This window comes from Microbacterium sp. 67-17 (assembly GCF_001898325.1).
Classification (GTDB): Bacteria; Actinomycetota; Actinomycetes; order Actinomycetales; family Microbacteriaceae; genus Microbacterium; species Microbacterium schleiferi.
This window is the reverse complement of record NZ_MKTR01000016.1, coordinates 68707-93574: the sequence shown is the minus strand read 5'-3', so window position 1 is coordinate 93574 and position 24868 is coordinate 68707. Positions and strand designations below refer to the sequence as shown.

The window sequence follows — 24868 nt, the reverse complement described above, 5'->3', positions numbered from 1 at the left end:
GGCGAGCGTGAGCGGTCAGGTCGACGGGCTCGACTGGTGACTACCGCATCCGCTGGCCCGGAAGGCTCTCATGTCACTCGCCCTGCACCGGCTCGGCCACCTGGTCGCTCGCCACCGACTTCTCGTCATCATCGGATGGCTGGTCGTGATTCTCGCGCTCCTCGGCGCCAGCCGCGTGGCCGGCACCGCGTACGCCGACAACTTCTCGGTGCCCGGCACCGAGTCTGAGATCGGACAGACCGTCCTCGAGGAGCGCTTCGGGTCATCGGCCGCGGGCGCCAGTGCACAGCTCCTCTTTCGCACCGACTCCGGCTCGATCGAGGATGCCGATGCCGCCGCGGTCATCGAAGACGCCCTGGCCGAAATCGAAACGATCCCGGGCGTCGCGAACGTCAGCGGCATGGACCGCCTGCAGATCGACGAGAACGGCGACGCGGCGCTGGCCACGGTGCAGTTCGAGGACGAGAAACCCAGCGACGAGGCCCTGGATGCCGTGCACGAAGCAGCCATTGTCGATGAGGCCGGCGTGACCTCGACCATCGGCGGCTCAGCCTATGGCGAAGGTAACCCCGAGATGTCGCACCTGTCAGAGGTCATCGGCATCGCGGTCGCACTCCTTGTTCTGTTCGTGACGTTCGGATCGTTCCTGGCTGCCGGGATGCCGATCGTCGCCGCCATCGCGGGAGTGGGCGCGACGATCAGCATCCTGGCTCTCGCGTCGCACGTCGCGGACATCTCGACCGCGACTCCCTCGTTCTCAACGATGCTGGGCCTTGCTGTCGCGATCGACTACTCCCTGTTCATCCTGTCCAGACATCGGCAGGAACTTGCCGCCGGCTTGGAGCCGCGCGAGGCGATGTCCCGCGCGCTGGGAACCGCGGGCGGTGCCGTCGTCTTCGCGGGACTCACGGTGATCGTCTCGCTCCTGGGGCTCTCGGTCGTCGGCATCCCCGTGCTCACCGTCATGGCCTTCGGCGGGTCGCTCGCGGTTGCCACAGCGGTCCTCGTCGCCCTGACGCTGCTGCCGGCCATCGCGCTGCTCGCCGGCACTCGCCTCACGCCCCGCGTTCGCCGCGCGAGACGTTCGGCATCGCCGGCACCGAGCGGGCGCCCGGGGTTCTCGAGCCGGTGGGTGCGGATCGTGACCCGTGTTCCCGCGCTGACCATCGTGCTCGTGGTCGTCGGCGTCGGCGCGCTCGCCCTGCCTGCGACGCAGATGGCACTCGCCCTGCCGGATGCCAGCACCAAGCCGGTCGGCACCGACAGCCGCGACCACTTCGATGCGGTGGCCGAGACGTTCGGACCCGGCTGGAACGCTCCCCTGCTCGTCACCGTCGACATCCTCGAATCGACCGATCCGCTCGAGACGATGGACGACCTGTCCGCAGCGATCTCGGAGATCCCGGGCGTTGCCGCCGTGCCGGTCGCATCGCCGAACGCGGGTGCCGACACGGGGCTGATGCGCGTCATTCCCGGGGGCGGCCAGAACGATCCGGCCACGACGGACCTCGTCCACGAGTTGCGCGAGCGCGCTCCCGACCTGGAGGAGCAGTACGGGGTCAGCGATATCAGGGTGACCGGAACCACGGCCATCAACATCGACACCTCGGAGCGACTGGCTGGCGCACTGTTGCCCTTCGCCCTCACCGTTGCAGGGCTCTCGATCGTTCTGCTGATGATCGTCTTCCGTTCCATCTGGGTGCCGATCAAGGCCACCGTCGGCTTCCTCCTGTCGGTTGGGGCAGCGTTCGGCGCGATCGTCGCGGTCTTCCAGTGGGGCTGGTTCCCCGCGATCCTCGGCGACTCTCTCCCCGGCCCGCTCGTGAGCTTCCTGCCGATCCTGGTGATGGGAGTCCTGTTCGGCCTCGCGATGGACTACGAGATGTTCCTCGTGAGCCGGATGCGGGAGGACTACAGCCACACACGTGATGCCCACGGCGCCGTCATGAGCGGGTTCAGACACTCTGCCCCGGTGGTCACGGCAGCAGCCCTGATCATGATCGCGGTGTTCGTGGCGTTCATTCCCGCCGGCAGCGCAACGATCAAACCCATCGCCTTCGGTCTTGCCGTCGGCGTGTTCGTCGACGCCTTCCTCGTGCGGATGACGCTGGTTCCCGCCGTCATGACGTTGCTCGGCGACCGCGCGTGGTGGCTGCCCGCGTGGCTCGAGCGGATCCTGCCCGCCGTCGACATCGAGGGCGACGCGCTCGCACGCCAGGTGGCGCTGGATGAGAGTGGACGCAGTGCCCTCGCGATCAGCGCGCATGACCTGGTTGTCGATCCCGGCGCGGCTGCTCTCAACCTTGCGATCAGCGCCGGCGAGGTGGCGAGCATCCCCGTTCCCGGTGGCATCGATGAAATGAGACTCGCGCATGTTCTCGCCGGCAGAACCCGACCGGTCTCGGGAGCCCTTGCCGTGCACGGTCAGGTGCTTCCCGAGCGCGCAGAGTCAGTTCGTCGCGCGACGGCGATCGTCACGGCCGACGATGTCAGCCCCGGCGATGGAACAGTTGCCGACTACATCGCCGCGACCCTCACCACTGTCGGGGGAAGACGGCCCGAACGCGCCGCCCGCCTCGCGCGCGCCATGAGTCTCGCGCCCGCCACAGGCATCCCGATCGCGCAGCTCGAGTTGTCCGCTCGGCGACAGCTGGCGGCCGCCGTTGCGCTGGCTTGTGGGGCGCAGATCGTCTTCCTCCCCGGATGTGACGATCACGGCCTCGCCGAGAACCTCCGTGGCGCCGGCGCCACGGTCATCATGTTCACCGTCGCACCGGCAGCCCTGACAGCATCCGCCCCTCTCGCATCGATCGGAGCCCCCGCATGAGCGCGTCGCGTCCCCGCGCCCTCACCCTCTTCCTCATCGCCGCTCTGGTCATTCCTTTGGGCGCTGCGGCGCTCCTGAGCTGGAGCGTCACCGACCGCGCGGATCGCGTGGAAGATGTCCCGGTGGCGATCGTCAACGACGATGAGATCGTCACCGGTGACACCCCGATGGCCGCCGGGCGAGCACTCTCGAGTGCGCTTGTGCACCCGGAGGATGACACGTTCGGTCTCGGCTGGACGCTCACGAGCGCCGAGGATGCCGCAGACGGCCTCGCCGCGGGCGAGTACTACGCCGTGTTGACCATCCCGGAAGACTTCTCGCAGTCGGTCCTGTCGGTGGGAACCGTCACGCCCGTCAGCGCCGAAGTGACGCTCCAGACCAATCCGGCAGCATCGGCCGTCGGAGCGCTGGCAGCGCAGGCCGTCACCGAGGCGGCGACGCAGGCGCTCGGCGAACAGGTCACTGACGCGTTCGTCACCCAGACCATCACCGGAATGAACAGCGTCGCCCAGTCGCTCACCGATGCCGCCGACGGCGCTGAGCAACTCGCATCCGGGGCTGACCAGCTCGCCGGCGGCACGACGACCCTCGCCGATTCGAGCGAGCAACTGGCTAGCGGTCTCTCGCAGGCTGCCACGGGCACCCAGGGACTTGCCACCGGGACAGAGCAGATCGCCTCGGCATCCTCGACGCTCGCGTCCTCGGCCGGTCAGCTGGCAGGCGGCGCGTCTCAACTGTCGTCAGGCTCGAGCAGCGTCAGCGCAGCGGCGTCGGGAGTCGCCGGCGGCGCTCAGCAACTCTCGTCAAGTCTCGCCTCACTTGCCGCGACCTGCCCAGGCGTGTCGAGCTCTGCGCAGTTCTGCGCCTCACTGTCAGCGAGCGCGCAGGCAGCTGCGACCCTTGCGAGCTCTGCCGCGCAGACCGCGAGCGGAGCTGCAGGAACCGCGAGCGCGGCGGCCTCGGTCGCGTCAGGAGCCTCGCAGCTTGCCGCAGGGGCCACCCAGCTAGCCGATGGCGCGGCACAGGTCGCCGATGGCGCGGCCCAGGCAGCAGGCGGGGTGTCCTCAGCAGCGTCGGGAGCTTCACAGCTTGCGTCCGGCGCCGACACTCTTGCCGGAGCCGCGACCGAGCTGGCAGACGGCACCGCGAGCCTGGCCGACGGGCTCGCCGAGGGCGCAGCCCAGGTGCCGGTGACCTCCGACGACGATGCCGCAACCCTCGCCGAGGTAGTGACCACCCCCGTGGAGGTCGCAACTGACGCGACCAGTTCGGCAGACGGATGGCTCCCCGCGAGCGTTGCTGCGCTCGTGCTGTGGCTCGGGTCGCTTGCCACACTCATTGCCGGTCGGCGCGTGTACTCACGCGCATCCCTGGACTCGCCGGCATCGACCGGCCGGCTCTCGGGGCTGCTGCTTCGCCCCCGGCTGGCGATTGCTGGCGTTCAGGCCCTCGTGACCGTGGGAGTCATCGCGATGTTCGGGCTTTCGCTGAACGCTGCCGTGGGGTTCATGGGCGTCGCACTTCTGGCGGCGATGTGCTTCGCGCTGCTGCTGTCGGCACTCGAAGCCGCCTGGGGCCGGTGGGGACTCGTCGGATTCGGCATCCTCACTGCCGCGCAGGCCGCCAGTTCTGCCATCCTGCCGCTGCAGACCGCACCGCCGGTGTTCGGAACGCTCAACACACTGCTTCCGGGCACCGCGTTCACGTCCCTCGCGGCGAGCCTCGCCGGCGACCCCGACGGCTCCTCCGCGCTCGGTGCCATCACGGTGCTGGTGGTGTGGAGCCTCATCGGTGTCGTCGGGGTGAGGTGGGGCATCCGTCGCCGACGCGCCCTCACGGGCAGCAACCGGGCCGCCATCCCGATGGCCGGCGGGGCTGCCCTCACGCAGCCCGTGGCAGGATGACGACATGAGCGCCCGCATCCTCGTGGTCGATGACGACGACGAGATCCGCGCGATGTTGGACTCAACGCTGCGATTCAGCGGCTTCGAGGTCACGCAGGCCTCCACCGGGGCTGACGCGATCGCCGCCCTCACGTCGAGCCCGCCGGACGTCGTCGTGCTCGATGTCATGATGCCGGGAGTCGATGGATTCGAAGTCGTGCAGCTGATCCGCCGGCGTGATGCAACACTCCCTGTGCTCTTCCTCTCGGCCCGCGATGCCGTCGAGGACCGCGTCCGAGGTCTGCGGCTGGGGGGCGACGACTACGTCACCAAGCCCTTCAGTGCCGTCGAGGTCATCGCCCGGATCGAGACGCTCCTGCGCCGCACTGCACTCACCGAACCCGACCCTGAGGACGCCGCCATCCGCGTCGCCGACCTCGTGCTCGACGAACAGCGTCACCTGGTCGAGCGTGGGGGGACACGCATCGACCTCTCACCCACGGAGTTCCGGCTCCTGCAGATGCTCATGGCCAACCCCGACCAGGTCCTGTCCAAGAGCCAGATCCTGAGAGAAGTGTGGCTCTATGACTTCGGCGGTGAGGCCAACGTCGTCGAGCGCTTCATCTCGAGCCTGCGGCGCAAGCTCGATGCGCATGGAGACCCACTGATCGAGACGGTGCGCGGCTTCGGTTACGTCCTTCGCACGGATGCCGGTCGCTGACGTGCGATCGATTAGGGCGCGGCTGACGGTAACCCTCGCGGTGGTGATGGTGGCCGTCGTCCTCGGCGGCGCGGTCATCGCGTCGTTCGCGATCTTTCCGCTGTTGAGCCAGCGCGACCTCACCCAGCTGGAGAATACGGCGCAGCGGATGACCGCGGGGCTGGACGCGACGGGGGGCGCTGTCATCTCCAGCGAGACAGTGCAGCGCATCGCGGCTGACTCGCTCGGCATCGTCCTTCTCGGCAATGAGGGTGTGCTGACGGCTGCTGGCATCCCGGAAGCAGACGTTCCCGCGATCGTGGCTCGTGCGGCTCACGAACCGACAGATATTGACGGCCGGTACCTCGCCGAGACGATCGACACGACGGGCCTCTCGCTGTCGTTCAGCGAGAACGAGAGCGAAGTTCCGGTGACCTCGGCAGTGCTCGTCGTGCGCACAACCGATCGCGAGGCCAATGGCGTTCTCCTGATCTCGGCGCTCTCGGTGACGGCGGTGGTGACGACCATCATCCTCATCATTGCGGCGGCGATCGTCGTCGGTCGCGGGCTCCGCCCACTGACTGCCATGGCCGAGCACGCCGAACGCATCGCTGAGGGCGACCGCACGCTGCGACTGCCGGTCGAAAGCAGCGGTGATCCAGCGATCGCTCGGATGGCCAGCACCGTGAACCTCGCCTTCGACGTGCAAGAGGATGCCGAGAATCGCATGCGCTCGTTCGTCGCCGATGCCTCGCACGAGCTGCGCACCCCGCTGACCACGGCGAGCGGATGGGTCGAGCTGTACCTCCGCGGTGGCCTGACCGACCCCGACGCCCTCGCGGAAGCCATGGCACGGGTCGAACGACAGCTGGGGCGCATGAGGCTCCTCACCGACGAGCTGTCTCTGCTCGCGCGGACCGACTCCGGACGTCCGCTCGAGAACACACCGGTTGACCTCGCAGCCGTGGCCGCCGAGGTGGTCTCGGACGCCCGCGTGCTGCATCCCGAGCGCCGTCTCGTCGTCTACACCGAGGGCCCCGCGTGGGTCCTCGGCGACGAGCCTCGCCTCACCCAGGTCGCTCGCAACCTCGTGGGTAATGCGTTGCAGCACACTCCCCCGGATGCCGATGTCGCCGTCAGCACACAGATGAACGCCGACCGCGTCATCCTGCGCGTGCACGACACCGGACCAGGCATCCCTGCCGAACAACTACCGCATGTGTTCGAGCGGTTCTGGCGGGGCGATACCTCCCGCCACTCTGCGGGCTCGGGGCTTGGGCTTGCTATCGCCCATGCCCTGGTGAGCGCGCACGGCGGCATCCTGCGCGTGACGAGCGCGCCGGGCCAGGGCACGACGTTCGAAGCGAGCCTTCCGGCGCTCGACGTTCAGCCGACTGAGCCTTCGCCCTGATCTCGCTTGCGCTTTTCGATCTCAGCCCGCAGGCGCCACTCTTCGATCTCCATGTCCAGATCGGCTAACTGCTGCTCGGTGCTGCGCGTGTCGCGGGGCCGCGCCGGGGCGCTCCCCGGCAGAGCCCCTTTGTCCGTGTACTCGCGCCACGGAGCCGGCGCACGCCGATACTCCCGTCCGAGGGCAAACCAGAAGATGCTCCCCACCAACGGGACGAGCACGATCAGGATCACCCACGCGACCTTGGGGAGGTAGCGCACGCGGTCCTCGGAGATGACGATCGCGTCGATGAGCGCACCGATGCTCAGCGCGATGACGAGGACCGAGAACAGCACTGGCATGCCGACAGCCTAAGCACAGGCCGCGCAGCCGTGAAGGTCAGCCGGCCTGATCGGACTTCCGAGCGCCGGCCTCCAACACATCGCCGGTGGGGAGTTCGTGGTGGCCACCGAACTGCAGACGCATCGCCGACAGCAGCTGGTTGGCGTAGTGATCCTCGTCACGCGAAGCGAACCGCTCGAACAGCGCCGCCGAGAGCACGGGAGCGGGAACCCCGGTGTCTACGGCAGCCTTGACGGTCCAGCGACCTTCACCCGAGTCGGAGACCCGGCCTGCAAGTCCATCGAGCGTGGGGTTCTCTTCGAGAGCCGCGGCGGTGAGGTCCAGCAGCCACGACGAGATCACCGACCCGCGACGCCACAGCTCGGCGACCTTCGGGGTGTCGATCGTGAACTGGTAGAACTCGGGTTCTTCCAGCGGCGCGATCTCTGCCGAGTGCTCCGCTTCGCGGACTCCCGCATCGGCGTTCTTGAGGATGTTCATTCCCTCGGCGAGCGCAGCCATGATCCCGTACTCGATGCCGTTGTGGACCATCTTCACGAAGTGACCGGCCCCCGATGGGCCGCAGTGCAGGTAGCCGAGCTCTTCGGGGGCGTAGTCGCCGGTGCGTCCCGGCGTGCGCTCGATGTCGCCCTTGCCGGGTGCGATGGTCTTGAGGATCGGCTCGATCCGATCGAACGCCTCGTTCGGGCCGCCGACCATGAGGCAGTAGCCACGCTCGAGGCCGAACACGCCGCCGCTGGTTCCGGCATCCACGTAATGGATGCCCTTGGGCTTGAGCTTCGCGGCGCGGCGAACGTCGTCGCGGTAGTTGGAGTTGCCGCCGTCGATGATGATGTCGCCCGGCTCAAGCACCTCGGCCACCTGGTCGACGACGTCGCCAGTGAGACCCGCGGGAATCATGAGCCAGATCGCGCGCGGCGCCTCGAGCTTGCTCGCCATGTCAGCAAACGACGAGGCGCCTGTCGCGCCCTCGCCCGCGAGCGCGGTGACCGCATCCGCATTCACGTCGTAGACGACACACTCGTGCCCGTCGTTCATGAGGCGGCGCACGATGTTCGCGCCCATTCGTCCGAGTCCGACCATTCCCAGTTGCATTGCGGTTCCTTACGTTGTCGATGTCGACTGGCGCGGCTACCCGATCCGGAAGCTCATTCGCAGTCTAGAGAGCCCGCTGATGTGGATCGTCAGCGAATCGAGTATTCGGCTTCGGTCTGCACGCGAACCGATACGCCGATGAACTCCGGGAGCCCATCCAGCGCCGCAGCGAGGTCGTCAGTGGCTGGGATCTCACCGTCATCCGTGACCACATCGATCGTTGCGTTCAGCCCGACCCAATGGACATCCGAGATGGATGCCGTGGGATCGGCGCTGATCCACTCCTGGGAGGCATTGCGAATCGTGAGGCCCCACGACGTGAGCAACAACGACGCGACGGTGTTCAGCGCCAGCGGGATCACAACGACGACGGCGGCGATCCCGACGATGACATAGGCGCGCCTCCGCCGAGCGGTCGGCAGCGAACTAGGCTCGCGGGCGTACCCGGCGAGGGTGAAGACGACGCTTCCCGCGATGATCAGCGCCACAACGTTGGAGAGGAAGAGCCACAGGGCGCCGATCGCGGCATCCCACTCCCCGACCCCCGCGCACACGCCGACGACACCGAGCGGCGGGACGAGTGAGATCGCGATGGCGACCCCGGGCAGCACGGTGCTGAGGTCGCGGCGCGACATCGCGAAAGCGCCGGCGGTTCCGGTCGCGAGCGCTGCCGCGAGGTCGAGGAGTCCCGGGGAGGTGCGTCCGGTGATCTGGGAGTTGCTCTGCAGTTCCGACGGATCGGCGACGAACACGGCGAACATCGCACCGATCGTGATCACGAGGACCACCCCGAGCAGTACCCAGAGAAGCGAGCTGACAACGAGACGCAGCTGCCCGACGACGATCCCGAGCGCGATGCCGAGGATCGGAGTGGCAAGCGGCGCGATGATCATGGCGCCGATGACCGTAGCCGTCGAGTCGCCCAGCACTCCTGCCGCGGCGATGATCGCCGAGAGCACGAGCATGATGAGGAAGGCGGAGCGCTTGCGCCCGACCTCCCCCGCGCCGAGGTTCAGCGTTTCGTGCAGTTCATCGGCCGACAAACGTTGCGACGGCGGAATGAGCGCCTCGGCGATCCGGGACACGGTACCTCTAGCGGAAGAAGCTGTTGGCGCGGGATGTGAACAGCAGCAGTAGGCCGATCAGCGGCAGCACCGCCGACCCCACAGCCGACCAGAGCTGGGCAGGCTCGGTAACCATGAGATACACCGAGCCTGCGATGTTCAGCACGAACACGACGGCGGTGAGGATGCGGGCGCCGTTGCTCCCGCCAAACAGACCCAGGCTCACGAGAATCGTGATGAAGCCGATGAGCATGGCGACGATACCGAGCGTGATCTCCCCGCCGATCATCAGCAGCACTCCGGCGATGATCTGCAGCGCACCCGTGATCCAGGCGATGATCGCCACCAGGGTGACTCCGAAAGGTCGCCTACCCGCCATGTTTCCCTCCCAGCGGGGCGACCGCCCAGCGCGGCATCCGTCCCGTCGGCATCACTGTAGCGGGAGAGCAGCTACGACAGGAGCGTCTCTCCGACGAAGCCGCCCTCGGCACATCCGGGCGGAACGGCGAAGACCGCCGAACCGATCGGAATGGTCCACTCGTTGAGCAGGTCCAGATCCGCGAGGCGCTGCTGCATCGGCACGAACTGCGCGTCGATGTCGGCCTGGAACGACGCGAAGATCAGGCCCGAGTCCGAGAGCGCACCCCCTGTCGGAGCATCGTCGTAGTTGTACGGACGGCGCAGGATGCGTTCCCGAGGATTGTCGCTGCGAGCGCGCCGCATGTGCGAGAACTCCGGGATCACGGGGAAGCCGAGCGCGTTGCGTGCCTCGAAGTCCGGATCGTCGGTTTCGGCAGTCCCGGTCAGCGGCGCCCCGGTGTCGAGGGTGCGACCGACGGACTGTTCTCGTCCCGACCGATCGAGCTTGTCCCACGTGTCGAGCGTCATCCGGATGCGGCGAACGACCATCCCGGTGCCGCCTGCCAGCCATCCGTCCGAGCTCCAGACGACTTCGTCGAAGTCCGCCGTCCCCGCCTCGGGGTTGACGGTGCCGTCCACCTGCCCGAAGAGATTCCGCATGCTGCGTTCGGGGTAGGCACCGGCCGAGCGCCGGAAGCCCTGCTGCACCCACCGCACGGTGGTGAACGAGCGCGAGTCCTTCAGCAGCATCCGCGTCGCGTGGGCAACGACGAGCGGATCATCGGCAGCGACCTGGATGAGCAGGTCTCCGCCCGTGTAGGCCGGCTCGAGCCTGTCGATCGAGAAGGCGGGGAGGGGCTTCAGCCACGACGGCCCGGAGCCTCCCGCCCGAGCGACGAACTCGGGGCCGAACCCGAACGTGACAGTCAGCCGGGCCCGCGCGATCGCCAGCTCGGGCTCCGAGTCGGCAAGAGCCGGCTCGCCCCGGGTCAGGCGCGCGGCGTCGTCGGTGAGCACCTTCATCATCCGGCGCTGTGCATCGCGCTGGACTTCGGGCAGCAGGTCGAGCGCCACGAAGGTGCCATAGGTCTGGGCAGCGGTGTCGATCCCCGCCTGGTGCGCACCGTAGAACGGAACGATGTCCGCTCCATCCTGCGGTGTGGACCCGGATGCCGCAGGCGCAGCATCCATGCCTGACGTCAGGGCAAGGTCGATGCCGATCGCAGCCGCCGCGCCGACGCCGGCGACAGCTCCTCCTACGAGGAACTGTCGCCGGGTCGACCCGGTGCGATCGGAGCGATTCCGATCAGTGGTCATTACTGGTCGTCGCCGCCCATGTCCATGCCGGAGTGGTCGTCTCCCATGTCCATGTCGCCGCCGTTGTAGTTCTCGTTGGCGCCGGTGAAGTCCTTCACGGGCGCGACGAACTCCATCGTCGAGCCGTCTTCGAACGTGACGGTGAATGTCGCTTCCTCGCCCGCCACGAGCGGAGCAGTGAGGTCCATGAGCATGAAGTGGTAACCGCCGGGCTCGAGTGTCAGGCTGCCGCCGGCAGGAACGACGAAGCCGCCGTCCTTTTCTTGCATGACCATGCTGCCGCTGCCGTCATCGACGACCTCGTGCAGCTCCATCATCGAGGACGCGTCGGAGCTGACCGAGACGATCGTGGCGTCGGTTTCGCCGGAGTTCTCAAGGACTCCGAAGGCCGCCGACATGCCGCTGTCGGCAGCCTTGACCCAGGCATTCGTGATGGTGACGGAGTCGGCCTCGGTCGTAGCCGGGGTGCTGGTGCTGCCGGAAGCGCAGCCGGCGAGTCCTAGTGCTGCTGCGACCAGAAGGATGCCGAATCGAGTGGAAATACGGGTGTTCACAGGTTTCCCTTTCAGGGCTTCGGGGGCTCCTCATCGGAGCCCCGGCGGGCGCGCCTGGCGCGGCCGCGAAGGAAGAAGAGAACCAGCCCGAACAGGGCGAGCGCGGATGCCGCCCCGATCGCGCCGATCAGGACGACGCGCGGAATGCCGCCGTCCTCTGCCGCGGAGTCCAGCGGCGCGGTGGTCGCGTCATCGGAAGGACCACCGGTGGCCTGATCTGCTGTCGGCGTGGGTGAACTCACGGGGGTCGGCGTAGCCGTCGGCGCCGGGGAGGCCGCCGCCGGGTCATCCACAGTGAAGGGAATGAGACCGGAAATCGGATGCCCGTCCGACGAGACGACCCGCCAGCGCACTTCATATGCCCCGTTCGGCATCCCCTCGTCCAGGGGCACCGTCAGGGTGTCGAAGTCGATCTGGATGTCGCCGGCGACCCAGTCGTTCTCCTGAGCATCCGCGACGATCACGGCTGCTCCCATCTGCATGATCTCGGCGGAGAACGTCAGTTCCACGCTGGTCGGGGCGACCGTGAGCTGCTCGTTCTGCTGAGGAGAACTCGCGACGAGTTCGTCGTGCGCCCAGGCGGGCGCGGCAACGAGAGACAGCGCGACGGTGGCTGCCACGACCGAAGCCGCAACGGCCCCGGCGCGCGCGCGAAGAGACAACGACATAAGAAACGCCTTTCGTGAGTGAACGTCGATACGCCTCCCCCGGCGCCGAGCTGGCAGCCGCAGGAGTCGAAACAGAGAGTCAGACCACGAAGGACAGAGGCGGACCGCGTCGCCGCACGAGCGAGACAACGCGCGCCGAACGCAGGGGCTCCGCAGGAAGGCGGACGAGCCCCGGCTTCTCGGCGACAACAGGAAGCAGGATGTCGCCCGAGAGGATGCGTCGGCGGAGCCACGCGAGCAGCTCACGGGCCAAGACGCCAAGACGGATGACGAGTCGCTCGCCGCGGTACAAGGCGGCGACCGTGAGCACGGCGGCAGCCAGGTGAGCAAGCCACATCGACACGTCGGCGATGACGACAGGTGACGCCGCCGAAAGGTCGAGGGTGGGGACGCCATGAACGTGACCGGTGGCGGCCCCATCCGTCGCGGCTCCACTGTCAGCACCGAGGACGAAGAGCACGTGGAACAGCAGCTGGCTGAGCACGACCGCGACACTCAGCCGCGGCAGCGAGAGAGTGCGGCCCACGAACACGGTGCACACGGCGAGCGAAAGCACCCACGGCACGGCGATGCCGAGCCAGTGGGGCATCGTCCCGCCCGCCGCGACGTGCGAGAACAGCGCGACGAAGGTCGCGATCGACGCGGCGACTGAAGCGCGGATGACGCGCGTCGCTCGCGATCGGGACATGCGTCCATTGTCGCAAACATCCACGCGTCCCCCACGCACGGGACCTTATTCCCGGTTGGGCAGCCCGATCGGCGACCCATAATCCTGCTATGACCCGCGTGACCTACAGTGCGATCTCAAGCTTCTCCCGCGTCCGCATCCTGTTTCTGCTGCAGGAGCGACCCGAACGGACCGTGACCGAACTCTGCGAGGCAACGGGCCTGCACGCGAACACCGTGCGCGAGCACCTTCAGCGGCTCGTCGACGGCGGCTACGTGGTAGCCGAGACCGAGCACCGCACGACGCGCGGCCGCCCCCGCGTGCTGTATTCGGCGGCTACCGGACAGGACCGAGACTCAACCAGCGCCGTTGCACGCCACAAGGCCCGGGCTGCCGCGCAACGGGGCGACCTCATGCGTCGGGTCATGCCGTGGACCGATGTCGATGACCTACCGACGGATGCCGTCCATCAGCTCGACGCGTTGGTGGAAGATCTCGGGGATGCCGGTTTCGAGCCGATCGTCGACGAGTCGGCACTCACCGTCGACCTCTCCCCCTGCCCCCATGCCTCGGCCAGCGCGCGCGATCGCGAGACGCTCTGCGCTGTGCACCTCGGCTTGATGGACAGTGTGCTTTCCCAGGCAGGGGGGCCGCTGCGGGTTGATTGCATGACGGCGTCTGTGCACCCGGAGCGGTGCGTCGTGAAGCTTCTCGCCGCGCGGTCCTCGCGCCACGCGGAGCTCGTCGCGAGCTGAGCGGACCAAGGTCCTCGTCCGCATCGCCGCCATGGAGGTAGCGTGATGTGGTCAGACACCAGCAAGGGGGCTTTATTCACGGCCCCAACTTTCACCCCGGCTGATGGAGCCGGGAGTAGCGTGACCACCAGTACCCAACCTCGATCTGGGGGGAAATGATCATGGATCTGCTCGATCCGCTGCTGCTAGCCCGATGGCAGTTCGGCCTCACGACGCTGTACCACTTCCTGTTCGTGCCACTGACCCTCGGCATGTCGGTCACCGTCGCGATCTTCCAAACCGTCTGGTACCGCACCGGCGACGTGAAGTGGCTGCACCTGACCCGGTTCTTCGGAAAGATCTTCCTGATCAACTTCGCGATGGGCGTCGTGACCGGCATCGTGCAGGAGTTCCAGTTCGGCATGAACTGGTCGTCCTACTCACGATTCGTCGGTGACGTCTTCGGCGCCCCGCTTGCCTTCGAAGGCCTCATGGCGTTCTTCTTCGAGGCAACCTTCATCGGCCTGTGGATCTTCGGATGGGACAAACTCCCGAAGGGGCTGCACCTGGCATCCATTTGGATCGCCTCGATCGGCGCGATGCTCTCGGCCTACATCATCATCGCGGCCAACGCCTTCATGCAGAACCCGGTCGGCTACCAGATGGCGGCCGACGGCAGCCGCGCGGAGATGAACAACTTCCTCGAGGTCGTGTTCAACCCGATCGCCCTGGCAGCCTTCCCACATACGATCTTCGCCGCGTTCATGTTCTCGTCGGGCGTCGTGATCGCCGCAGCAGCCTGGCACATGGCACGCAAGCGCAACATCGAGATGATGCGCCCCGCCCTGAAGTTCGGCCTGTGGGGCATGATCGTCGCTTTCGCCGGCACCTTCCTGGCCGGCGACCAGCTGGGCCTCGTGATGGTTTCCACCCAGCCGATGAAGATGGCCGCAGCCGAGGCGCTGTTCAACACCGCCTGCGGGGCCGATGCATCCTTCTCGATCTTCTCGATCGGCACCCCGGACGGCACGGGCGAGATCTGGTCGATCCGCGTGCCGTACCTGCTCTCGCTGCTGTCCACGCACACGCTCGACGGCTGCGTCGAAGGCATCAACGACCTGAACGCGCAGTACGCCGCGCAATGGCCGGATCTTGCCGCGCAGGTTGACGGCGTGTTCAACCCGGTGCTGTGGATCACCTACTGGGCGTTCCGCTGGATGATGGGCCTCGGCTTCCTCGCGACCTTCATCGCGATTGTGGGCCTGTGGCTGACCCGCAAGAACGCGAAGCGCGAGGTGCCCCGGTGGGCCTGGAGCGTCGCGATCTGGACCGCGCCGCTGGCACTGGTGGCCTCGCTCGTCGGCTGGGTCTTCACCGAGATGGGCCGTCAGCCCTGGATCGTGTTCAGCCTCATGCTGACCGAGGACGGTGTGTCCCCGAGCGTTCCCGGGTGGTCGGTGCTGATCTCGCTCGTCGCCTTCACCGCGATCTACGCCTCGCTTGCGGTGGTCGAGTTCGGTCTCATCCTGAAGACGGTGCACAAGGGACCAGACCCGCTTCCTGAGCCCGGCAGCACGGACGCCGAACCGCCTGCCCTCGAAGACACCCCGACGACGGTCTACTAGGAGCTGATCATCATGGATCTCGCATACCTCTGGTTCTGGATCGTCGGAGTCCTGTTCGTCGGCTACTTCGTTCTCGACGGCTTCGACTTCGGCGTGGGCATGTCGCTCCCCTTCCTCGGCAAGGACGAGGTCGGCAAGCGTCAGATCATCAACACGATCGGTCCCGTGTGGGACTTCAATGAGACCTGGCTCATCGTCGCCGGCGCCTGCCTGTTCGCGGCCTACCCCGAGTGGTATGCCTCGCTGTTCAGCGGGTTCTACCTCGCTCTGCTCCTGATCCTGCTCGCCCTCATCCTGCGCGGTGTCTCGTTCGAATACCGCCACCAGCGCGAGGGCCTTCGCTGGAAGAAGGGCTTCGACACGATGATCGTCATCGGGTCGGTACTGCCGGCGCTGCTGTGGGGTGTCGCTGTCGCGAACCTCGTGCAGGGTGTGCCGCTGGATGAGAACCACGAGTACACCGGGTCGCTGCTCACGCTGCTCAACCCGTACGGGCTCCTCGGTGGTATCACCCTCGTGCTGGTGCTGTTCCTGCACGGCCTGTACTTCATCGGTCTCAAGACCGACGGTCAGGTGCATCAGGATGCCAAGCGCCTCGCAACCCGGGTCGGTTTCATCACCGTCGTGGTCGCTGCGGCGTTCCTCATCTGGACGATCTTCATCGCCGCAGCTCACGAAGCGCCGCTCCTGCCGCTCGTGATCGCCGCTGCGGCCCTGGCAGCTGTCGCTCTGCTGCTGTCGATGTTCTTCCACACGAAGGAACGCGAGGGCTTGGCGTTCACCGCGGGAATCTTCACCGTCGCGTTCGCGGTACTCACGCTGTGGATGTCGATGTTCCCGAACGTGATGCGCTCGTCGACGGATGTCGCGTTCAGCCTCACGATCGAGAACGCGTCGAGCACCGATTACACCCTCACGATCATGTCGTGGGCGGCGCTGATCTTCCTTCCGCTGGTCCTTGCCTACCAGGGCTGGACCTACTGGGTGTTCCGCAAGCGCGTCACCCGGTCGCGGATCGAGAAGGCAGAGCTCGTCAGCCACTGAACCGGTCACACACCGAGACTGTGGAGGACCGCCTGGCGCTACGCCAGGCGGTCCTCGCTTTCAGTCCGCGTCGCCGATGCGCCCCGCGATCCGCACGTGGTCTGAGAGAGCTTGCGCGAACGGCGTCGCAGGATGCAGCAACACCTCGCGAACCGACCCGTGCTGTGCCACCATCCCCCGCTCGATCACGACGAGTCGATCGGCGATGGCCAGGGCATCGACCGGATCGTGGGTGATCACCACTGCTGTGCTGCGCAACTGATCTGCCAGCAGCATCCGGATCTCTGCCGCCGTCTGAATATCGAGCGAGGTCAGAGGCTCATCGAGCAGCACGAGCCGCGGTTCCACGGCGAGTGCCCGGGCCACAGCCACGCGCTGCTGCTGCCCGCCCGAGAGCTGGGCAGGCATTCGGTCGCCGAACCCGGCAAGACCAACGCGGTCGAGCCACTCATCGGCGGCGCGCCTAGCGTCGGTGCGCGAGTGGCCACGCGCTCGAGGGCCGAACGCGACGTTCTCACGAGCACTGAGGTGCGGGAAGAGGCGGGCGTCTTGGCCGAGCAGCACGACCCCGCGATCCATCGGAGCAACGTGGATGCCGCGGCGGACCGTGGTGCCGCGGACGGATGCATCGGCAACCACCTCCCCGTCGAGTTGGATGCGACCGGCATCCAGGCGTACGAAGCCGGCGAGCGCAGCCACCAACGTCGACTTGCCCGCGCCACTCGGACCCATCACCGCAACCCGCTCGCCGGGTGCGAGCTCGAGGTCCAGGTCGAGCTCGAAAGCCGAGGAACGGACGACGCGCATCCGTGCCGAGAGCGCGGCCGTCATCCGGGAACTCCGCGTCTCGGGGCCTCGCCTCGCCATCCGCGCACGAGCAGCAGCACCGCCAGCGCCGTCACCAGCAGCAGAAGGGAGAGCGCCACGGCAGTCCCCTGCGTGATACCGGCACCATTGAAGGCCGTGTAGATCGCCAAAGGCATCGTCTGTGTCGTCCCGGGCGCATTACCGGCGAACAGCGCCGTCGCGCCGAACTCACCGATCGCACGCGCGAAGCTCAGCACAACGCCGGCGATCAGTCCGGGTGCCGCGAGGGGAAGAGTCACGCGACGCAGGATCATCCACCGCCCGGCTCCGAGCCCGGCGGCTACCTGTTCGAGATCGGCGCCCGTGGCTCGAAGGGATCCCTCCACGGCAAGGACCAGGAACGGCAGCGCCACGAAGGTCTGGGCCATGACGACGGCTGTCGTGGTGAAGGGCAGCGCGACGCCGGCCTCGGCGAGAAGACCTCCCACCCAACCGCGACGCCCGAACAGAAAGAGCAGGGCCACTCCCCCGACCATCGGTGGAAGCACCAGCGGCACCGTGACAAGCGCCCGAAGCACCGCGGCGATGCGCGGCGACGATCGGGCGATCAGGAGCGCCAGGGGAACACCCAGCAGCACACAGAACCCCGTCGCAGCAAGCGCCGTTCCGAGGGACAGCCCCAGAGCTTGGACAGCCTCGGTGGAGGTGATGTCGTCCCAGAAGGTGTTCCACTGCACCCGGGCGATGAGCGCGATGAGCGGCACAACCAGAAACGCGAGCCCGAGCAGCGCCGGAACGATCAGCGAGCGCGGCAGAAGCGTTCCGGTTCCCGAACTCACGGTGCGCCGAATCCGAACGAAGCAAGCACGTCCTGACCCTCGGGTCCGAGCACATAGGTGATGAAGGCCGCGGCAGCCTCGGGCGAGGCGGCCGAATTGAGCGCCGCGATCGGATAGAGGTTGACGACGGCCTCGGCGCCATCGGGAACGATCGAGTCGACGTCAGAGCGACCCGCGACATCCGTCCGGTAAACCAGGCCCGCGTCGGCCTCACCGGCAGCGACTTTGGTGAGCACGGCAGTGACGTTCTGCTCGAGACTCGCTGGCGTGACTGACACCTCCGCACCGGCAAGAAGCTTCTGCGACGCAGACCCGCACGGCACCTCGGGGGCACACAGCACGACGGACAGGTTCGGATCGGCGAGGTCGGCGAGGTCTGAGACATCTGCAGGGTTTCCCGCGGGCACGACGATCACAAGAGTGTTCGAGGCGAACAGCTCGGGCGCTTCGGCGAGCCCGGCCTCGACGACTGTTGCCATGGTCGATTCGTTTGCGGCTGCGAAGATGTCAGCGGGGGCACCCTCGACGATCTGCGTAGCCAGTGTCGACGAGCCGTCGTAGGTGATCGGGCGGATGTCCACGTCCGGATAGGCGTCTTCGAATCCCTCCGCGATCTCGTCGAAGGCAGCCTGGAGTGAGGCAGCAGCGAAGATCGTGACCTCGCCAGACACAGCGGGCGTCGAGGCAGTCGGCGACGGTTCGGAGGCCACCGCCGAGCATCCGGCGAGGATGAGCACGGAAGCGGCGACAAGGGCAGCGCGGGGCACGGCGCGAAAAGGCACTGATCAGTCCTTCGGGGCTTCGACGATGACAGTGGTCGCTTTCACGACCGCGGCAGCAAGTGATCCGATCTGCAGCTCGAGCTCACGGACAGCCTCGGCCGACATGAGAGAGACGACCCGGTGCGGGCCGGACTGGATATCGACCTGCGCCATGACACCGTCGACCTGCACACGCGTCACCAGACCCACGAACCGATTGCGCGCGCTCGAAAGCACGTCGGAGGTGTCGGCCGCCTGCTGCGCGCGCTCGACAGCACGCTGGGCGAGGGCGTCGCCGGGGATCTCGACCGGGCTTGCGCCGGTCGTGGCGAGACTGCCCGCCTCGATCCACCGCCGGACGGTGTCATCGCTGACCCCGAGCAGTCGGGCAGCATCGGCAATGCGATATGTGCGCATCTTCGCACCATAGCATCCGCATGTGCGGTCGGTTCCGCCACCATTCTCCGATTCAGCGGACTACTCTTCAAATACTTGCCGCTGCTGCGCCAGGGCGCGATTGCCACCAAAGCGGGACCTTTGGCACGTTCGACCCGGGCGCTCGCCCGCCGAAATGAGGCAGACTCGATTCATGCCCCCCGAGCAGGACCGACCCGCGCGTCGGAGACCTGTCGACCCGCGGCTCCTGCGCTACGCGCGAAGCTCCCGCGGCTTCTTCTTCCTGATCGCAGTCATCGGCTTTGCCCAGACCCTGACGATCGTCGCGTTTGCCTGGTTCCTCACGACGGGGATCGTCGATGCGATCGGCGGTGCGCCGCTGAACGACCTGGCACCGACATTGTTCGCACTCGGCGCCACGGTCGCGGTACGCGCCGTCTTGATCTGGGCGCGCGAGGCAGCAGCATCGCGCGCAGCAGCTCGCGTCGAAAGCGAACTGCGCGATCACCTGGTCGGCGCCGTCAGCACGCTCGGCCCGGGATGGCTCGCGACCCGCAACACGGCACAGCTCGCGGTGACCGCCGGCCGCGGGCTGGAAGCCCTCGACGCATACTTCGGGCGCTACCTGCCGCAGCTCGTGCTCACCGCGATCGCCACCCCGATCCTCGTGGGCGTGATGTGGTGGCAGGACTGGCTGAGCGGTCTGATCGTGCTGCTCACCCTTCCGCTCATCCCGATCTTCATGGTGCTGATCGGACTGGCCACCCGCGCCGTACAGCAGCGCCAGTGGCGAACGCTCGGCCAGCTCGCCGCGCGCTTCAGCGACACCGTGCAGGGACTGTCGACCCTGAAGGTCTTCGGCCGTCAGTACCGGGCAGCCGACTCGATCGAGAGCGTCACGACGAGATACCGGCGCGAGACCATGAAAGTCCTGCGGGTCTCGTTCCTCTCGGGCTTCATGCTCGAGTTCCTTGCTTCGATCGCCGTCGCGATCGTCGCCGTGACGATCGGCTTCCGCCTCCTCGACGGATCCCTCGCCTTGACGGTCGGGCTGTTCGTCCTGCTCCTCGCACCCGAGGCCTACCTCCCCCTTCGGCAGGTCGGCGTTCAATTCCATGCGGCAGCAGAGGGCGTGGCCGCAACTGACGACATCTTCGACGTCTTGGATGCCGCAGCCGCCGTCGTCGGCGGAGGTCAGCGATCACATGACGCTCCGGACGGCGCGGAGCTCGTGCTCGATGAGCTCGCCGTCCATCGCGGTGAGCGCGTCCTCCCCCCGATGAGCCTTCGCGCCAGGCCCGGTCTCGTGACCCTCATCGACGGCCCCAGCGGGGCGGGCAAGTCGAGCATCCTCGCCGCTCTTCGCGGTGCCGCGGGCTACTCCGGCTCAGCCAGCTACGGGGACATCGAGTGCGCCGCCCTCGACCCGGCAGGATGGCTGGCCTGGGCGGGGCAGCAGCCGGGGCTCATTTCCGGCACTGTCACTGCGAATGTCGCCCTCGGTGATCCCCACCCTGATGCCGGCCTCGTCGCGCTGGCGCTTCGCTTCGCATGCGCTGACGAGATCCTCCCCGAGAGGCAACTCGGGGTCCAGGGAGCGGGGCTCTCCGGCGGTCAGGCGCAGCGCGTCGCGGTGGCGCGGGCTTTCTATCGACACCTCCGGAAAGCGGCGAGCGTCATCGCGCTCGACGAACCCAGCGCAGCACTGGATGCCGAGACCGAGGCGCGACTGTGGGCATCCGTTCGCGAGCTCGCCGACGCCGGCGCGACAGTTCTGCTGGTCTCCCATCGCGAGAGCGCGCGAGCGATCGCCGATCAGGTCGTCACGCTGACCGGGAGCGAGGTGATGGCATGACCACGGCAAACGAGATCCTCCGCGGCGCGATGCCGCCGCTGCGTCGGTTCTGGCCCGGTGCGGTGTCGGCCTTCATCTCCGAGGCCTCTGCCGTGGGGCTGCTGGCAACGAGCGCCTGGCTGATCGTTCGCTCCAGCGAGATGGTACCGGTGCTCTACATCTCCGTCGCGGTCGTCGGCGTTCGGTTCTTCGCGCTGACCCGGTCGGTCTTCCGGTATCTCGACCGGCTCGCCGGCCATGACGCCGCCCTCCGTCAACTCGCCACCACACGCACCGACATGGTGCGCCGTCTCATCCCCCTCGCCCCCGACGGACTCACCCGCACCAGACGCGGATCCGTGCTTGGTGCCCTCGTCGATGACGTCGATGACCTGCAGAATCTGCCCCTGCGCGTCGTGCAACCGCTCATCGCATCGGCGACGGTGGCGCTGGGTGCCGTTGTACTCGTGGCGATCATCTCGTGGCCCGCGGGACTGACCCTCCTCGCCTGCCTCGCGATCGCCGGGGTCGTCGCCGTCGGCTGGGGGTGGGCCGCCGGCGCCCGGGCCGAGCGGGCGATCGCGCCGCTGCGCTCCCGGCTCGCCGACGACCTCCTCGACCATCTCGGCAGCCTCGATGTGCTGGTGGCCTACGGTGCCGAGGAAGAGAGCAGGGCTCGCGTCCGCGCTGCCGACGGCGAGCTTCGCCGCGCCGTCGTCCGCCGTGCCGGGGCACAGGCGGGAGCTGCCGGCATCATCTCGCTGCTCGCTGGGGCAGCCTCCCTCGCCGCGATCCTGGTGACGATGCCTGCCGTCGCAACCGGAACCCTCACAGGCCCGGATCTCGCGGTGGCAGTACTCGTCCCGATGGCGGTCTTCGAGGTCTTCGCCGCAGTCCCGCTTGCCGCCGCCGCCTGGCGCCAGGTGCACGCGTCGGCCGAGCGGATCGCTGCCGCCCTTCCCGCCGAGCCGCCGACGGGCATTGTTCGCGATGAACCCGCCGCAACCGGGGTTTCCCCCGCACTCGGCGACGGCATCATTCTGCGCAATCTCTCCGCGACCTGGCCGCATACCGACGACGCGGCGTTGCGCGGAATCTCCCTCGAGATCCACCCCGGCGAGAGGCTGTTGGTCGTGGGGTCGTCCGGGGCGGGCAAGTCGACCCTCGCGCACGTGCTGGTGCGCTTCCTCGACAGCTCAGGCGAGTATCGTATCGGCGGCACCGACGCGCACCTGATCGCCTCGGACGACCTGCGCAAGACGGTCGGACTGTGCGAACAGAACCCGATGCTGTTCGACGAAGACATTCGACAGAACCTGCTCTTCGCCCGCGAGAACGCGACGGATGCCGACCTGGCGGCTGCCCTCGAACGCGTCGGGCTCGGACCCTGGCTCCGTGAGCGGGGCGGCCTCGATGCCCGCGTTGGAGAGCGCGGGCAACTGGTCTCAGGCGGCCAGGCACAGCGGATCGCTCTGGCCCGCGCTCTCCTGCGCGGGTTCGAGGTCCTGGTTCTGGACGAGCCGACGGCAGGCGTCGATCCCGCGGCATCCGATGCTCTGCTCACCGACCTGCTCTCTGCCGTCGAGCCGCACCAGTGCGTCGTGTTGATCTCGCACGTCACCGTGCCGGCGGGTCTGGTCGATCGCGTCGTGCGCCTCGAGCGCGGCGCTCTGGTCTAGGCCTCGACCGACTCGGGGTCGCTCACGAACGTCTCGGCGGTCGCCGCGATCCGGTTGGCCATCCCGCTGAAGATGAACCCGTGGAAGGGCAGCACGGCGAACCAGTACAGGCGCCCGGCAAGTCCATGAGGGAAGAACACGGCGCGCTGCTCATACCGCGATCCGGTTCCGGTCGGAACTGCCCGCAGTTCGAGCCACGCCAGGCCCGGAACCTTCATCTCGGCACGCAGTCGAAGGAAGCTCCCGTGCTCGATGGCTTCCACGCGCCAGAAGTCCAGGGCATCACCGGCTGACAGCCGGCCTTTGCTCCGGCGTCCTCGTTGCAGCCCCACCCCGCCGACCAACCGGTCCATCCAGCCGCGAACCGCCCACAGCAGGGGCGAGGAGTACCAGCCGTTCTGCCCGCCGATCCCCTCGATCACACGCCACAGCGCGGATGCCGGCGCCGGCGTCGTCGCGGAACGCTCATCGACGAACACGACCTGACCGGCCCAGTCCGGGTCACTCGGCAACGGACTGGAGGGCACATCCAAGAGCTCGGCATCAGCCCAGCTCGTTTCGACGGTGTCTTCCTTCTCGCGACTGAGGGCCAGAGCCACGGCATCCCGGTACCGCATGAGCCCGTCTTCGGGTCGCGGAATCAGGTCGTCGACCGCCCACGAGCGGACGACACAGTCGACCTGCAGCGATTCGACCAGCGGACGAGCGATCGCTGCGGGGATCGGCGTGACGAGGTTGACCCACAACGATGCAAGCCGCGGAGTGAGCACCGGCAGAGCAGCAATAGCGCGCTGCGGGAGGCCCGCGACGACCGCGTAGCCGTTCATCATCTGCCCGTACCGCAAGACATCAGGTCCACCGATGTCGACAGCCGTGTTGACCTCAGCGGGAACGTGCGCGGCACCGAGCAGGTAGTGCAACACGTCGCGCACCGCGATCGGTTGGATGCGGTTTCGTACCCACTTCGGTGCGGGCATGTAGGGCAGAACATCCGTCAGATGCCGCACCATTTCAAACGATGCCGATCCCGACCCGATGACGACACCGGCCTGGAGCACGAGCGTCGGCACCCCCGAGGCCAGCAGGATCTGGCCGACCTCGACGCGGCTGCGCAAGTGAGGCGAGAGCGGAGCGTCGTCCGGATGCAGCCCGCCGAGATAGACGATGCGGGCCACGGACGTCGCAGCTGCGGCATCCGCCACGGTGGTGGCAACGTCCCGGTCGGTCTGCTCGAATGAGCGACCCGACATCATCGAGTGGATGAGGTAGTAGAGCACGTCGACATCGCTCACGGCGTCAGCGACGGCATCCGGGTCCTTCGCATCGCCGGCCACGACCTCGACGCGGTCCCCCCATGAGAAGGCGGCCACGCGCTCCGGATTGCGGGCAAGCACCCTCACGCGATATCCGGCGTTCAGCAGCCGGGGAACCAGGCGTCCGCCGAGGTAGCCGGTGGCGCCGAGCACGAGCGCGCGAGGCTGGCCGCCGTCAGCGCGCAGCGGCGCGACGAGGGCCGGTTCGCGTCCCGTCGGGGCGGTAAGGTCTTCCACACCGGCAGGCTAACGCGGCCCCGACCGCTCAGGGCCGTCGAGCGACATTCCGAAGGCTTGAACTCCCTCGTGCGAGGGGAGCCTCACGAATCCGAGGCGGTCATAGAAGGCGAGGGCTGACGTGTTCGTGGCGTCGGCCACCAGGTGCACGCCGGGGACTGCGCGCGCACGGAGGGTCTCGATGAGCGCTTCGATCAAGCGTCGCCCCCACCCCTGTCCCTGCGCCTGCGGCAGCAGGTCGATGTGCAGGTGAGCGGGGTAGGCGTCACCGTAGGGTTCTGCTCCCGCACGTCTGGCGGCGGCATAGCGAAGGATGCCGGCAGTGCGCTCCGCGCGCGGGCCACCGGCCCCGGCGTCTGGAGCCCACCGCGCCCCCTCGCTCGGGCCACCATGACGTGCTGAACCAGTCCTTGAAAGACCGCGTATCGGGTGCACACACGAGATACCCGACGGGCTCACCGTCGGCGTCGACCACGAACGCGTCATCCGGGTGCCGGGCAAGATACGGGCGGAGGAACACCTCGGGCCAGATCTCGTCGTCGATCAGGATGCCTGTCGCATCGGCTCCGGCATCCGCGGTGCGAACGCACACCGACGACAGCGCCGCCTCATCGTCGGGGCGAAAGGGTCGAATTCGGGCCACGCCGCGATCGTACGCGGGGTGGTTCGGCTGCCACGAGGCTGCGAGGATGGCTGGGTGAGGACGAACGC

General features: G+C 67.6%; 24 protein-coding genes. 9 read left to right on the top strand and 15 right to left on the bottom strand.

From position 1 onward, the window contains the following. The first annotated feature begins 70 nt into the window (after nt 1-70). Genes BGO47_RS07630 through BGO47_RS07615 form a run of 4 tightly spaced genes read left to right on the top strand, consistent with a single transcriptional unit; the run spans nt 71 to nt 6821 of the window. Entirely contained in the window at nt 71-2827 is a 2757-nt protein-coding gene (locus tag BGO47_RS07630) for an MMPL family transporter (protein ID WP_292710141.1), read from the top strand. Next, complete coding sequence (locus BGO47_RS07625) at nt 2824-4731, top strand: YhgE/Pip family protein (RefSeq protein WP_292710139.1); 1908 nt, start codon at nt 2824-2826, stop codon at nt 4729-4731. Before BGO47_RS07630 ends, BGO47_RS07625 begins: the two co-directional genes overlap by 4 nt. A 4-nt stretch (nt 4732-4735) precedes the next feature. Continuing rightward, on the top strand, nt 4736-5431 hold the full coding sequence (locus tag BGO47_RS07620) for a response regulator transcription factor (protein ID WP_292710137.1): 696 nt from the start codon (nt 4736-4738) through the stop codon (nt 5429-5431). 46 nt (nt 5432-5477) lie between these two features. Beyond that, on the top strand, nt 5478-6821 hold the full coding sequence (locus BGO47_RS07615) for a HAMP domain-containing sensor histidine kinase (RefSeq protein WP_292710135.1): 1344 nt from the start codon (nt 5478-5480) through the stop codon (nt 6819-6821). On the opposite strand, the gene BGO47_RS07610 is transcribed toward BGO47_RS07615, so the two are convergent. The 8 genes from BGO47_RS07610 to BGO47_RS07575 all read right to left on the bottom strand — a co-directional run bounded on the left by BGO47_RS07610 (nt 6797) and on the right by BGO47_RS07575 (nt 12909). After that, a complete protein-coding gene (locus BGO47_RS07610; protein WP_292710133.1) occupies nt 6797-7162 on the bottom strand; it encodes a PLD nuclease N-terminal domain-containing protein in 366 nt (121 codons plus the stop codon). The two genes, BGO47_RS07615 and BGO47_RS07610, sit on opposite strands and share 25 nt — an antisense overlap. Nucleotides 7163-7199: 37 nt before the next feature. Then, nucleotides 7200-8258 (bottom strand): phosphogluconate dehydrogenase (NAD(+)-dependent, decarboxylating), encoded by a 1059-nt coding sequence (gnd, locus tag BGO47_RS07605; protein WP_292710131.1) that lies wholly within the window; start codon nt 8256-8258, stop codon nt 7200-7202. An 89-nt stretch (nt 8259-8347) separates the two neighbouring features. After that, nucleotides 8348-9343 (bottom strand): TIGR00341 family protein, encoded by a 996-nt coding sequence (locus tag BGO47_RS07600; RefSeq protein ID WP_292710129.1) that lies wholly within the window; start codon nt 9341-9343, stop codon nt 8348-8350. Nucleotides 9344-9350: 7 nt separating this feature from the next. Next, nucleotides 9351-9701 carry a hypothetical protein gene (locus BGO47_RS07595; protein ID WP_292710127.1) on the bottom strand — a complete coding sequence of 117 codons (351 nt, stop codon included), beginning with the start codon at nt 9699-9701 and terminating at the stop codon, nt 9351-9353. Between the two features lie 71 nt (nt 9702-9772). After that, nucleotides 9773-10999, bottom strand: a complete 1227-nt coding sequence (locus BGO47_RS07590) for a Dyp-type peroxidase (RefSeq protein WP_292710125.1) — start codon at nt 10997-10999, stop codon at nt 9773-9775. Then, nucleotides 10999-11553 (bottom strand): copper chaperone PCu(A)C, encoded by a 555-nt coding sequence (locus BGO47_RS07585; RefSeq protein ID WP_292710123.1) that lies wholly within the window; start codon nt 11551-11553, stop codon nt 10999-11001. The genes BGO47_RS07590 and BGO47_RS07585 overlap by 1 nt, the downstream gene beginning before the upstream one ends. 11 nt (nt 11554-11564) lie before the next feature. After that, complete coding sequence (locus BGO47_RS07580) at nt 11565-12173, bottom strand: copper resistance CopC family protein (RefSeq protein ID WP_292710121.1); 609 nt, start codon at nt 12171-12173, stop codon at nt 11565-11567. 127 nt (nt 12174-12300) lie between these two features. After that, a complete protein-coding gene (locus tag BGO47_RS07575; protein ID WP_292710119.1) occupies nt 12301-12909 on the bottom strand; it encodes a hypothetical protein in 609 nt (202 codons plus the stop codon). A gap of 89 nt (nt 12910-12998) precedes the next feature. Here BGO47_RS07575 and BGO47_RS07570 point away from each other — a divergent pair, with 89 nt between their 5' ends. The 3 genes from BGO47_RS07570 (at nt 12999) to cydB (ending at nt 16291) form a co-directional block, all read left to right on the top strand. Then, entirely contained in the window at nt 12999-13643 is a 645-nt protein-coding gene (locus tag BGO47_RS07570; protein ID WP_292710117.1) for an ArsR family transcriptional regulator, read from the top strand. 161 nt (nt 13644-13804) lie between these two features. Next, entirely contained in the window at nt 13805-15247 is a 1443-nt protein-coding gene (locus tag BGO47_RS07565; protein ID WP_292710115.1) for a cytochrome ubiquinol oxidase subunit I, read from the top strand. Between the two features lie 12 nt (nt 15248-15259). Continuing rightward, complete coding sequence (gene cydB / locus BGO47_RS07560; protein ID WP_292710113.1) at nt 15260-16291, top strand: cytochrome d ubiquinol oxidase subunit II; 1032 nt, start codon at nt 15260-15262, stop codon at nt 16289-16291. A gap of 60 nt (nt 16292-16351) precedes the next feature. On the opposite strand, the gene BGO47_RS07555 is transcribed toward cydB, so the two are convergent. From BGO47_RS07555 to BGO47_RS07540, 4 genes are read right to left on the bottom strand one after another with little or no spacing between them, the layout of a single operon-like run. After that, on the bottom strand, nt 16352-17122 hold the full coding sequence (locus BGO47_RS07555) for an ATP-binding cassette domain-containing protein (RefSeq protein ID WP_292710111.1): 771 nt from the start codon (nt 17120-17122) through the stop codon (nt 16352-16354). After that, nucleotides 17119-17937, bottom strand: a complete 819-nt coding sequence (locus BGO47_RS07550; protein WP_292710109.1) for an ABC transporter permease — start codon at nt 17935-17937, stop codon at nt 17119-17121. Before BGO47_RS07550 ends, BGO47_RS07555 begins: the two co-directional genes overlap by 4 nt. Then, nucleotides 17934-18719 carry a molybdate ABC transporter substrate-binding protein gene (gene modA, locus BGO47_RS07545; RefSeq protein WP_292710106.1) on the bottom strand — a complete coding sequence of 262 codons (786 nt, stop codon included), beginning with the start codon at nt 18717-18719 and terminating at the stop codon, nt 17934-17936. Before modA ends, BGO47_RS07550 begins: the two co-directional genes overlap by 4 nt. Before the next feature lie 3 nt (nt 18720-18722). After that, the gene (locus BGO47_RS07540) at nt 18723-19115 is read right to left on the bottom strand and encodes a TOBE domain-containing protein (protein ID WP_292710104.1); all 393 of its coding nucleotides are present in this window, start codon (nt 19113-19115) and stop codon (nt 18723-18725) included. A 172-nt stretch (nt 19116-19287) separates the two neighbouring features. Here BGO47_RS07540 and cydD point away from each other — a divergent pair, with 172 nt between their 5' ends. Together cydD and cydC are read left to right on the top strand one after the other, a co-directional pair. Beyond that, nucleotides 19288-20949 (top strand): thiol reductant ABC exporter subunit CydD, encoded by a 1662-nt coding sequence (gene cydD / locus BGO47_RS07535; RefSeq protein WP_292710102.1) that lies wholly within the window; start codon nt 19288-19290, stop codon nt 20947-20949. Continuing rightward, a complete protein-coding gene (gene cydC / locus BGO47_RS07530; protein WP_292710100.1) occupies nt 20946-22607 on the top strand; it encodes a thiol reductant ABC exporter subunit CydC in 1662 nt (553 codons plus the stop codon). Before cydD ends, cydC begins: the two co-directional genes overlap by 4 nt. Here cydC and BGO47_RS07525 read toward each other — a convergent pair. The 3 genes from BGO47_RS07525 to BGO47_RS07515 are packed head-to-tail and all read right to left on the bottom strand — an operon-like array spanning nt 22604 to nt 24800. Continuing rightward, nucleotides 22604-24157 carry an SDR family oxidoreductase gene (locus tag BGO47_RS07525; protein ID WP_292710098.1) on the bottom strand — a complete coding sequence of 518 codons (1554 nt, stop codon included), beginning with the start codon at nt 24155-24157 and terminating at the stop codon, nt 22604-22606. The genes cydC and BGO47_RS07525 overlap by 4 nt on opposite strands. A gap of 9 nt (nt 24158-24166) precedes the next feature. Then, complete coding sequence (locus BGO47_RS07520; RefSeq protein ID WP_366246878.1) at nt 24167-24391, bottom strand: GNAT family N-acetyltransferase; 225 nt, start codon at nt 24389-24391, stop codon at nt 24167-24169. A 31-nt stretch (nt 24392-24422) separates the two neighbouring features. After that, nucleotides 24423-24800 carry a hypothetical protein gene (locus BGO47_RS07515; RefSeq protein ID WP_292710309.1) on the bottom strand — a complete coding sequence of 126 codons (378 nt, stop codon included), beginning with the start codon at nt 24798-24800 and terminating at the stop codon, nt 24423-24425. Nucleotides 24801-24868 lie beyond the last annotated feature (68 nt).